General features: G+C 43.7%; 7 protein-coding genes and 1 pseudogene. 3 read left to right on the top strand and 5 right to left on the bottom strand.

The features are described 5' to 3' along the window. Positions 1–221 precede the first annotated feature (221 nt). A complete protein-coding gene (locus tag QUD05_RS12610; protein ID WP_289796350.1) occupies positions 222–2438 on the bottom strand; it encodes an FUSC family protein in 2217 nt (738 codons plus the stop codon). A gap of 550 nt (positions 2439–2988) precedes the next feature. Between QUD05_RS12610 and QUD05_RS12605 the strand changes: the two genes are divergently transcribed. The 3 genes and pseudogenes from QUD05_RS12605 (at position 2989) to QUD05_RS12595 (ending at position 7674) form a co-directional block, all read left to right on the top strand. Beyond that, positions 2989–3747 (top strand): SDR family NAD(P)-dependent oxidoreductase, encoded by a 759-nt coding sequence (locus tag QUD05_RS12605; RefSeq protein ID WP_289796349.1) that lies wholly within the window; start codon positions 2989–2991, stop codon positions 3745–3747. Positions 3748–4487: 740 nt separating this feature from the next. Beyond that, positions 4488–6701, top strand: a complete 2214-nt coding sequence (glgP, locus tag QUD05_RS12600; RefSeq protein ID WP_289796348.1) for an alpha-glucan family phosphorylase — start codon at positions 4488–4490, stop codon at positions 6699–6701. A gap of 195 nt (positions 6702–6896) precedes the next feature. Then, positions 6897–7674, top strand: a pseudogene (locus QUD05_RS12595) (Uma2 family endonuclease). A gap of 465 nt (positions 7675–8139) precedes the next feature. On the opposite strand, the gene QUD05_RS12590 reads toward QUD05_RS12595, so the two are convergent. The 4 genes from QUD05_RS12590 to ligA all read right to left on the bottom strand — a co-directional run bounded on the left by QUD05_RS12590 (position 8140) and on the right by ligA (position 11642). After that, positions 8140–8301, bottom strand: a complete 162-nt coding sequence (locus QUD05_RS12590; RefSeq protein ID WP_289794484.1) for a hypothetical protein — start codon at positions 8299–8301, stop codon at positions 8140–8142. Positions 8302–8496: 195 nt separating this feature from the next. After that, complete coding sequence (locus tag QUD05_RS12585) at positions 8497–8769, bottom strand: hypothetical protein (RefSeq protein WP_289794483.1); 273 nt, start codon at positions 8767–8769, stop codon at positions 8497–8499. Positions 8770–8898: 129 nt separating this feature from the next. Continuing rightward, a complete protein-coding gene (locus tag QUD05_RS12580; RefSeq protein ID WP_289795575.1) occupies positions 8899–9306 on the bottom strand; it encodes a transposase family protein in 408 nt (135 codons plus the stop codon). A 299-nt stretch (positions 9307–9605) separates the two neighbouring features. Further along, positions 9606–11642: an NAD-dependent DNA ligase LigA gene (ligA, locus tag QUD05_RS12575; protein ID WP_289796347.1), complete on the bottom strand. Its 2037-nt coding sequence runs from the start codon at positions 11640–11642 to the stop codon at positions 9606–9608. Positions 11643–11660 lie beyond the last annotated feature (18 nt).

Here is an 11660-nt window from a genome sequence, read left to right as displayed (position 1 = left end):
AATAACCCCACCCTCAACCCCCTCCCCGCTCTTCGGGGAGGGGAGACAAAGCACAGCTTTGGCGGGGTGGGGTTCTTCGGGTTTAATAAGCAATCAAGCGGACATGATATGATTTGGGTTATTGCGATCGCGCATGGTAAGCGCAAACCGAATTACTGGAAACAAAGAAATATTGAAATTTAATAAAAATACGGCGATTGCACTAAGAATTTTGTGGCTCTTTATTTACCTGATATTAGCCGTACCATTGCTGAGTGCATGGCAGTCAACCGCCGCACAATCTGGTCAATCTCCAAATCTAATATGCTGTAATCAATGACTGCCTGACGAATCGGTGTATGTCCTTGATTGAAAGCTAACTCTTCTATTCTGGCTGTACGCAGTGCTTGCAGGTGCGGCTGGATTTTTTGCAGTGTTTCTTCCAAATCAGGTAAGGGCGGTGGGGGAATTTCCTGCTGTACCGAATCAGCTAACTGCTCTAACACTAACGAAATTTGGCGGACAAAGGTTTCTAATTCCGGGAGTAGTACTGTTGCTCGGAAATGTTCGAGATGTACTGCCAAAACTGTCACGGCGTTAGTAAAACGTCCCATATACAGCAGTAGCGTCATTACTGGTTCTACTAATTCTTGGTGCATTTGGGGTTCGCGCAACAATCCTTGGAAGGAGGCTTGGGCATTGCCAATTGCTAGTCCAGTTTGTCGCCGTTGACTGATAATACTAGAGTCACGCTCCTTTATACCTTGGTAAACAGCCATCACATCCCGAAAGTATTTGTGACATTCTCGTAGCGCTGTGGCGAGTTGACTGGGTAAACGATCGCGTTCCCAATTTGGCCATAAAAAGTAATGACTCGCAAAAGCCAATCCCGCCCCAATTAATGTATTCAACACCCGAAAGCCAGCAAGTTGCCAACTAATAGGATGACCAATATCGATAATTAGTAAGACAAATATTGAGAAGAAAATCACTGAATACCCATAGTTGAAAGCGATTAGGGAAACACCAAAAAATACTGTCAGCAGAATAATGATGTCTAATACAGGCTTACTCGTGATGGTTGCAAGTAAGATAGCAGCTAAGACAGCTCCTAAGATTGTCCCGCCAACTCGCTGGAAAAACCGTTTGAAAGTTGCACCCAAGTTTGGTTTCAGGACTAATATAATTGTCAGTGTTACCCAATAGCCCATTGGTAAATTTGTAACACTGTATAATATCACGCCTACAGTTAGACTCGCACCAATGCGAAGAGCATGGCGAAAGATTGCTGAGTCTAAGGTAAGGTTTTCTTTGAGTAAACTTAAGAGCGATCGCTGTTCTTCTTCAAATAAAAGAAGTCTATCTATATCTCGTTGACTCATTTTGCTGCGATCTGCCAGAGATTTAGCTGTCTGAGCCGTGTATTGCAATTGCTCAATCAGCTTTTTGAGCGTCAGCACCAGGTTAGTGAAAGCAACGAGGGTTGTGTAGTCGGTTTCACTGCCAGCAATTGCTTTTCTTTGCAGACTTTCTTGTTCTTTCAGTGCTTCATAGATGCGCTTGAGATTTCCCAAGTCTATGCTAGCAGGCTTGCGAGATATGACTTTCGCTATGGCTTGAAGAATGACTGATATTTCTGCGAGTGCATCGTCTACTAATTGCTGGACTGTATGATATTGCTGTTGTTGGAAGTGAGTTTCTAGTAATTCTGTTAAGGCAACAACTAAACCAAGCAAGCGATCGCCATCCTGAATTAGCAGCAAAAATGGCTCATTTATCCAACTCCGAGACGACTGTCCAATCCGTAATGTACCTAAAGCAGTGCGTGCTGTTTCTAATGCTTTTCTAATTTCGAGAATATTTTCAGATGTTGCTACTTTACCTACAAATGCCTGAATGTAGTTGGCGATTGCACTGAAACAGTCAGCCAAAGCTAGCCGTATGGGATCGTAAGGTCTAAAAGGCCACATTACTAAGGAGAGTAGCATCGCCCATCCACCTGCAATTAGACATAACAGCGATCGCACGAGTGCAACTTCCAAGTTTCCTGGCTGTGCGATCGTGGTAATAAATGATATCCCTACTACCAGACCAACATTAGCACCAGCATTACCATACAGTGACGCAAAACCGGAAGCAAGCCCCCACAGAAGTGTCAGCACCACAGCTAGTACCGGAACTTGAGCGACTAGAGTACCCACAAATACTGAAACAGTTATTCCCAAAGTAGCCTGTGCCATTGTCTTAGCTTTGATTTGGTAAGGGCCACCAATATTCGCTAAGTTGACAAAGTGAGCCATTAAACCAACGAATAATCCGCTTTCTCTTTGGTTAATGAGTTGCCCAATTAGCATGGGAACTCCCAACGCTAACGCAGCTCGTAAGCCGTTGGATATTGCTGGTTTTCCTGGCTCTGATTGGATCAGAAATCTGAGGAAATTACTTCGATTCAACTGCATTATTTTTGTTAACAAAACAAAATTTTTATCGAAATTATCTTAATACTTTGATATATGCAGATTTATTTTAATTCATAGTAGGTACGTGAAAGCTTTTCCAGAAAGGTAATATTCAGATGCACATTTTGTTACTTTATAATTTATCCTTAATTCTTCGTTATACAGATATATATAACCCAGATTCCGCAGGTTAGTTTGAAAATTTTAGTATTTTCTATAAACTTACTCTGACAATGGTTTCAGACCTTGAACATCTATTCTGCACTCTGTGATCCCTTTCTTGCAGAACGCTACGCTAAGGCAACTCTGGTAAGTGTCAAAATTCAGGCGATTGATACTATTCTCAATAAACTTAGCCTGTTTGAGACTAAAAACTTCGCTCAGGGAAAAGGAAAATCTTGAATAAGAAAAAAGTTTTTGCCACAATGCCAAGAAGTCGATTTTTACTAACTATTGCTGATTTGTTGATAGCTTAGTCAAAATCTTGACAAAATTACCAGGTTGTTAAATAACTGAGGTGACAGGTTGCAACAATGAAGGAGCAAAAATCATGAATAGCAATATTAAGAAACTCACAGGTAAAGTTGCCCTCGTCACAGGTGGTTCACGGGGTATTGGTGCTGCGATCGCCAAACGTCTTGCTGAGGAAGGTGCAGACATTGCCATCAGTTACAGCGCCTCATCCGAAAAGGCCGCGCTCGTTGTCCGGGAACTCGAAGAAAATGGGGTTAGTGCCGCCGCCTTCAAAGCCGACCAAGCGGATTCTCTCCAGGTTGAGAATTTGGTTAAGATGGTCGCCGAACGCTTTGGTCGTCTCGATATTCTCGTGAACAACGCTGGAGTATTTGTCCTTGGTGTAGTTGGTGATCCTGCAAGCGATATTGCGTCCTTAGAACAGCAGTTAGCGATCAATGTGGGTGGCGTAGTGGCTGCCGTCCGCGCTGCTGCACCGCTTATGACTGAAGGTGGACGGATCATCTCCATCGGCTCCTGTGCTGGAAGCCATTCGCTCTGGGCAGGAATCTCCGATTATTCAGCAACTAAGGCCGCGATCGCTGGCTACACGCGGGGCTGGGCACGTGACCTGGGGCCGAGGGCGATCACAGTTAACACCGTACAGCCAGGTCCAATTGAAACTGATATGAACCCATCTGATAGTGATTTTGCGGTAATCCAAAAAGCAGCTACAGCGCTTGGGCGCTACGGCAAGCCAGAGGAAGTTGCGGCTGCGGTCGCTTTTCTGGCCAGTCCTGACGCGGCTTTCATCACCGGTGCAACATTCGATGTTGATGGCGGTATGAATGCTTAGATGTTTTAACCAATTGTGTGCAACAATCTGCTGCGGCTCTATTAAATGGTCGTATTACCAAAGTCTGTATTTGATTGATATCATGTCCGCTTGATTGCTTATTAAACCGGAAGAACCCCACCCCCGCCAAAGCTACGCTTTGTCTCCCCTCCCGAAGAGCGGGGAGGGGATTAAGGGGAGCCAGTGCGGTCTTCTCCCAAGGGGAGACGCCAACGGGCGATGGGGTCTCCCCAAGTGGAGCATCTGGCGTGTGGGGTGCAATGACTGTGTTTAGCATAACTAATTATGCGGACATGATATGAGTGGGGGTTTTAAACTCAAGACCCGTTTGATCGCAGCAAGCTCAAACTGGTCTTGTCCACTGGTTGCTTATTGCTAACATTTAAATAAAAATTAACAACTAAACAGAAAAGTTAAAATAATGTCAACGAATTTGATAGAAAAAAATATTAAATCTGTCCAAAAGTAGAGATAATTTTTAGAAGACGAAAACAATACAAACCATTTACTTGGATAAGGTTTGATGTCGAGAAACTGTTCCAACTTCAGGGGAGAATTCAGCACGTGAAGGCTCCGGTGTTATGAACCTGAAGAGTAAATAAAAGGGACTGGGCATGGAAAAGAGGCATTGGGGCGGGGTGCAAAAGGGAAAACTCTTCTCCCTTGCACCCTGCTCCCTTGCTTCTTCCCCAGTTCTTGATACATAGACAAAAAGTTAAGCGCGAGGACATAGATTTAGTATGGCTAATAGCAGTGCAATTACCGCAGCACGACACTTGAGTGAAAAGTTACCTTTACCGCTCAAGCGTTTGGCAGATTTGGCTTATAACTACTGGTGGAGTTGGAGTGGCGATCGCATCTCCTTATTCCAAACAATTGATCCCCAAGAATGGGAACGCTGTGGGCATAACCCAGTAGCGATTTTAGAGTCGGCAACTTATGAGCGTTTGACGCAATTAGCAGAAGACCCATTTTACCTAAAGCAGATATCCGCCCTCGCGCGTGAGTTTGACCAATACATCAACCAGCAAGATACTTGGGTCAGTCGAGTTGCACCGCAAGTATCCAAACAGCATCCTATTGCTTACTTTTGCGCCGAATTTGGCATCCATGAATCTCTACCCGTCTACTCTGGTGGCTTGGGAATTCTCGCCGGGGATCACTTGAAATCATCATCAGATTTGGGTGTGCCATTGGTTGGTGTTGGCTTGTTGTACCGCCAAGGTTATTTTCGGCAACGCTTGAACCGCCAAGGTTGGCAAGAAGATTATTATATTGACAACCCCTTTGGCCACATGCCCTTGGAGTTGATTAAAAATGAGCAAGGGGAATCAGTCACTATCGAGTTACAAGTTCGCCAGCGGGTTGTGAAAGTGCAAATCTGGCGAGTGCAAGTTGGGCGAGTCACCTTATATTTATTAGATACCGATCGCCACGATAACGATCCCATTGACCGTTGGTTGACGGGACACTTATACGGCGGTAACTTGGAAACCCGCATCGCCCAAGAAGTCGTTTTGGGAATTGGTGGTGTTCGCGCTCTACACGCCTTGGGAATTGAACCTTCTGTCTATCACCTCAATGAAGGACACGCTGCATTCTGCACCTTAGAAGTTGCGCGGGTAGAAATTGAACGGACTGGTAAATCTTTCTACGATATCGAAGCCAAGGTGCGGAACAGTTGTGTATTTACCACCCATACCCCCGTTCCCGTCAGTCATGATGTCTTCTCACCCGATTTAATAGATTCCTTCTTTGCCAGCTATTGGCCGCAATTGCGACTTTCTCGCGAGCAATTTTTGGCATTGGGTGCAAGGCGACTGGGCGATCCTTGGGAACCCTTTGGCATGACCGTTTTAGCATTGCGGATGTCGCGTGCTTGCAATGGTGTGAGTGAATTGCACGGTCAAGTTTCTCGTAAAATGTGGACAGTTCTCTATCCGCAGCGATCGGAAGACAAAGTACCAATTGGTTACATTACCAATGGCGTTCATGCACCCACTTGGACTGCACCCCTGTTAGGTGACTTATATAACGAATATTTGGGAGAAGACTGGAAAAATCGCGCCGTCGATCCCAAGATGTGGGCTAAAGTTGACGAGATTCCCGACGAGGAATTGTGGTCGCGGCATCTTATCCTCAAAGAAAGATTGATTGCCTTTACCCGTTATAAGGTGAAGAAATCACGGGAGTTGCGTGGCGAAAATCATGAACTCATTCAAGCAACTGAAAAATTACTCGATCCCAATGTATTGACTATTGGATTTGCCAGACGCTTCAGCCCTTATAAACGCGGCGATCTGATTTTACGCGATGCCCAACGCGCATTGAAGATTTTTGGTAATGCTCAACGTCCAGTACAAATTATCTTTGCAGGTAAAGCGCATCCAGCCGATGAAGAAGGTAAGCGGATTATCCAACGCTTAATGGAGTGGTGTCACAATTCCGGGATTATCAACCGAGTCGCCTTTATTGAAGATTACGACATTTACACTGGTCAAAAATTGGTGCAAGGTGTGGATGTTTGGTTAAATAATCCCCGTCGTCCTTTGGAAGCATCTGGTACAAGTGGGCAAAAAGTCTGCTTCAACGGCGGTCTTAATTGCAGCGTTTTAGATGGCTGGTGGTGCGAAGGCTACCAAACAGGGCCTGATGGTAAAGGAATTAACGGTTGGGCAATTGGTGAAGATGCTCATACTAGCGATCAAGAATTGCAAGATGGGATTGATTCGCGATCGCTGTATCAGCTGTTAGAAGAAGAAATCGTTCCTCTATACTATGACCAAGATGCCCAAGGTATTCCTCACCGTTGGGTGCAAATGATGAAAACGTCCATTAAAACAAATGCGCCGTTATTCAACACCGACAGGATGATTGCCGACTACGTTTCACAGGTGTATGTGCCAGAGATTTCTAAGAGTGTGGAACCGATTTTAGCTAAAGTTCTCCTGTAAAGGGCATTGGGAATTGGGCATTGGGCATTGGGTATGGGGTAAGGGGAAAAGGGTAAGGGGAAAAGGGGAAAGATTAAATTTATTCCTTTTCCCTTTAACCTTTAACCTTTTCCCCTGCCCCCCTGTCCCCAGTCCCCATTCCCTCCATAGCCCTCCCGCAAGCGATAAGATCGAGAATAAATTCATGCTGTGTTTATGGCAACCCAACTCAGCCAAGCCAAATCACCAACAGAACTGGTAATCTCTTGGGAAGCCTTGCCCAAAGATTTTCAACTAGAGGATGAACCAGTGGAGAATACCGAGTCAGCCACTTTTAGCTGGTGCTTTGCGTGAAAGTCTAGAAATCAGTGGATTCATTCAACCTCAGATGTTGATAGCTTCAAACTTTGGTCTTTGTGCGACAGTCAACGAGCAATTTATTGCCAAAGCACCAGACTGGGTTTATGTGCCGTCGGTTAATGAAGTCGTGGGTAATCGCAAAAGTTATACACCCAATTTAGAAGGAGATATCCCTGCGATCGCTATCGAATTTTTATCCGATACTGAGGGTGGAGAATATTCGGTCAAGCGAAGTTATCCACCAGGAAAATGGTTTTTCTACGAGCAAATTTTGCAGATTCCCATTTACGTAATTTTTGAACCTTATGGCGGTTTATTAGAATATTATCAACTGGAAAATAAGCGCTATGAGTTAAAGCAACCTGACGAAAATGGTCGTCATTGGATTGATGTAATGGGCTTATTTTTAGGAACTTGGCAAGGAACAAAAGAAGGTCGCACTGGTTGTTGGTTGCGCTGGTGGAATCGAGATGGTAATTTGTTACTGTGGGCTGTAGAACAGATTGAACAAGAACGTCAACGCGCCGAACAAGAACACCAACGCGCTGAACAAGAATGCCAGCAAAAAGAACGATTGATTGCTTATTTACAATCTCAGGGTATTGACCCGAATAACTTGCCCCCGTTTGAGTAGAGGCAATTGATAAATTGCCCTTACGAGAATCATCCAATTTTGCACTAGTTTGCTATAGCAATCCTCAATTGTTCCTGAAAAATAATATCGCCGACTTATAAGCTGTTCCACATTTAAATTGCATAATTACGGCGGGCAAGATGCCCACCCCACAAGAGTTATATAAATTTTAGATATGCAAACTAGATGTGGTTTAGCTTACCAATTCAATTAATGATTGCAACACATCCTTGGGTAAAGATGCGACACCAGTCGCTACAACGGGGGGAACCCCCGCAACGCGCTGGCTCATGAATCGCGTCTATACAAATGGTCTATTTGTCGCATTCTTTTTTCAAATTGGTATTATATCATGTCCGCCAAATTACCCATAATAAAATAACCCCACCCCCAACCCCACCCCCAACCCCCCTCCCTGCCTGCGGGGAGCAGGGTGGATTAATTGTCGGGAGAGAAAAAGTTTTCTCACTCGACCATTGGACTCACAGGCATTGGGCAAAAGGAGTCGGAGTGGTCAAATAGCGCATCAAAAATCATTTGAAGTTGGTTAGCCATCAGCCTTAACGCTTCGGGAAGAGTCCGACAATTTAACTGACGAGCCAGGGAAACTAAAAACTGTCTGACCATCGCCCAATTAGCTGGTGAAAAACCGCCAGTATGAATACAGTTATCTTCATTTAAAGTTACATCCTTGACCCAATGAAGTTGATTTTCAATTGACCAATGACCACGAATAATCTCCGCGAATTCTGAAGCTGAATAATTTCAGCTACTTAAATAAAAGTGTTGTTCATGATAGTCAACAATCTGGCGACGACAATTCTATCCTTGAGGTCGAGTTCCATATCTGTTAACCTCAATTAAACTTTTAGCGCCAACCCAATCAGGTAGTGACTCAAATGGAATTGGATAGACTTTGACTTGACGAGTAGTCTTTCGTCCATGTAAATTTTCATCATGGTAATTGGTATCGATAGCGATTGAGGATTCAGCTAGCTCAGTAGCTACTTTCAGGAGATTTGGCTGGTTTCTTTTAATAGTAATAATGTAGTCATTTTCTCCCTCGATAATCAGCTCAACAGTTTTTTTTGGCAATGTAGTGCATCGGCTGTAATCACGATATGATGCCCATAAAGCTTTTTAATTAGCTCTTCTACCACACTAATCTCACTGTTTTTGTTATTTTCCATAGCTTGATGTCTGATTACCCATCCTTGCTGATGACTATAAACTGAAAACTGAAACGATACTCACAAAGTTTTGATAGGATTGATTTCCCCCGGTTACAGTACTTTTAATACATTTCCCATCGATGGCAAATAATTCTTTGAAATTAATTGGCAAACTCTTTTCTGCCCAGACGTTAAACAGTTCAGCTAATATCTGAAAATCAATTGACATCATAATATTTCTGAATGTTGATGCTGACGGAAATTGAATATCTGGAGATAAATCTAATAATTTGATTAGAGATAATCGATGATTTTTTGTGAACTCAGCTAAAGGTTTATACCCCCAATATCCTGTACAACTACCTAACAAAACTATAGTTAGTATTATCCAAAGTCTATGTCTAATACCTCTAGCATGTCGATAATCGGGAACCCCTTGGATTGCTTCGATTAAATTCATTCCTAACTTTCCTCTGGGAGAACCGTGTTTTTCTTAAGGAATCATCCTTCTATGTTATATTTTCTCTCTCGACAATTAATCCACCCTGCCTCCCGAAGAGCCGGGAGGGGAGACAAAGCACAGCTTTGGCGGGGTGGGGTTCTTCGGGTTTAATAAGCAATCAAGCGGACATGATATTATTTGATAAATCGGGGATATGCAGGTTGTAGCGGTCATGCTTTTGGGCTGATTGATAAGTAGGGGTTAATTGTCTGGATTCGTTCACGAAATATATACCTTTCCAGGCTATTTACCTGATTTTAATCTTCAAGCATCTCTAAAAATTGCGCCTCACTTAACTGTGTAATTCCCAATGAAATTGCTTTTTCTAACTTGGAACCAGCATCTTCTCCTAAAACTAAATAATCGGTTTTTTTACTAACTGAATCAGTTACTTTCCCCCCAGCTTTTTGAATCAAATCCTTCGCTTCATCCCGCTTTAAGGTTGGCAATGTACCTGTAATTACAAAAGTTTTACCTGCAAATTTTTGATTACCATCCCCAACTATTTTTGTTTCCTCTGGGGCAGTTAATTGCAATCCTTCTGCTTGTAAGCGTTCTATTAACTTTTGGTTAGCGTCAATCCGAAACCATTGGTACACAGATTGGGCAATTTCAGCACCGATACAGTAAATTCCTTCAATATCTGATTGCTTTGCTGTCGCTAACTGGTCTACAGTGAAATATTTTTGAGTCAATAATTGAGCATTTACACTGCCAACGTGACGGATGCCTAAACCATACAGTACCCTTGACCAAGATTGATTTTTTGATTGAGCGATCGCATCCACTAATTTCTCTGCCGACTTTTTTCCCATCCTTTCCAATGCAGATAACTTCTCTGCTGTCAACTCATATAAATCGGCAACAGAATGCACCAAACCTTTATCAACGAGTTGATATACCAACTTTTCCCCCATACCTTTAATATCTAAGGCATCACGACTTACCCAATGTTCAATGGAACCTTTGAGAATTGCCGCACAGGAAGCATTGACGCAGCGAGTCACCGCCTCACCTGATTCTCGCACCACCAATTGACCGCAGACTGGGCAATGGGTGGGCATAACGAAGGGTTCAGTGTCAGCGGGACGGAGTTCTTTGATTACCCTCAGCACTTCTGGAATGATTTCTCCAGCTTTGCGGACGATGACAGTATCACCAATGCGAATATCTAATTGAGTAATGCGATCGCTATTATGTAAAGTGGCGCGGGAAACTGTTGTTCCCGCCAGTTGCACCGGGCGCATCTCGGCTAACGGCGTTAACGCTCCCGTTCGTCCTACATTTACAGCAATATTTTCCACACGGGTAGGTGCTTCTTCGGCTGCATACTTTAAGGCTACTGCCCAGCGGGGAAATTTCTGCGTAAATCCTAGCTGTTCCTGAAGTTTAAAAGAATTCAGCTTCACTACTACCCCATCAGTCATGTAGGGTAAATTCAGCCGTTCCGTGTCCCAATATTCATAATATTTTGCCACTTCTGCGATCGAAGCACAGAGTTTGTGGTTGGGGTTGACTCGAAAACCCATCTTTTCCAACAATTCCAACGCTTCCCATTGGGTATTGGCAATACTGGTGTCATCCCTACCAGGAATGTGCAAGGTGTAGCCAAAAAAATCTAACCGCCGTTTAGCGACAATGCGGGAGTCTAGTTGTCTGAGTGTACCAGCGGCGGCATTGCGGGGATTAGCAAATAATTGCTCGCTGGCTTTTTGTCTTTCCTCGTTGATTTGTTTAAATACTTCCAACGGCAAAAACGCCTCGCCTCGCACTTCTACCCTTTCTAAAATTTCTAACCCTTCAAAATTCAAACGTAAGGGAATTGAGCGAATTGTCCGTACATTTTGGGTGATATCTTCACCCGTTACCCCATCACCTCTAGTTGTCCCTCTAACTAGAATGCCATCTTGGTAAGTTAGAGCCAAAGCAGAACCATCAATTTTCAGCTCACTGACATATTCCACTGAATCTATTTTCGGTACTTGTCGCCGCCAACGCTGATCCCATGCTTGTAACTCATCAATATTGAATGCATTCTCTAGACTGTACAAGGGGATATTATGCCGCACCGAGGTGAACTGCGTTGCTGGCCTCTCACCCACGCGCTGAGTCGGACTATCGGGTGCTGTCAATTCTGGATATTGAGTTTCTAGTTGTTGCAATTCTCGATATAGCTGGTCATAGACTGCATCCTCCATGATTGGAGTATCTAAGACGTAATAAGCATAGCTTGCTTGTTGCAATAACTGGCGCAATTCTTCTGTGCGCTTTACTTGAGGCTTAATCTGTGTCATGAGAATTCTTATAAAATA

The organism is Nostoc sp. GT001 (assembly GCF_030382115.1).
Classification (GTDB): Bacteria; Cyanobacteriota; Cyanobacteriia; order Cyanobacteriales; family Nostocaceae; genus Nostoc.
This window is presented reverse-complemented; position numbering and strand designations above follow the sequence as displayed.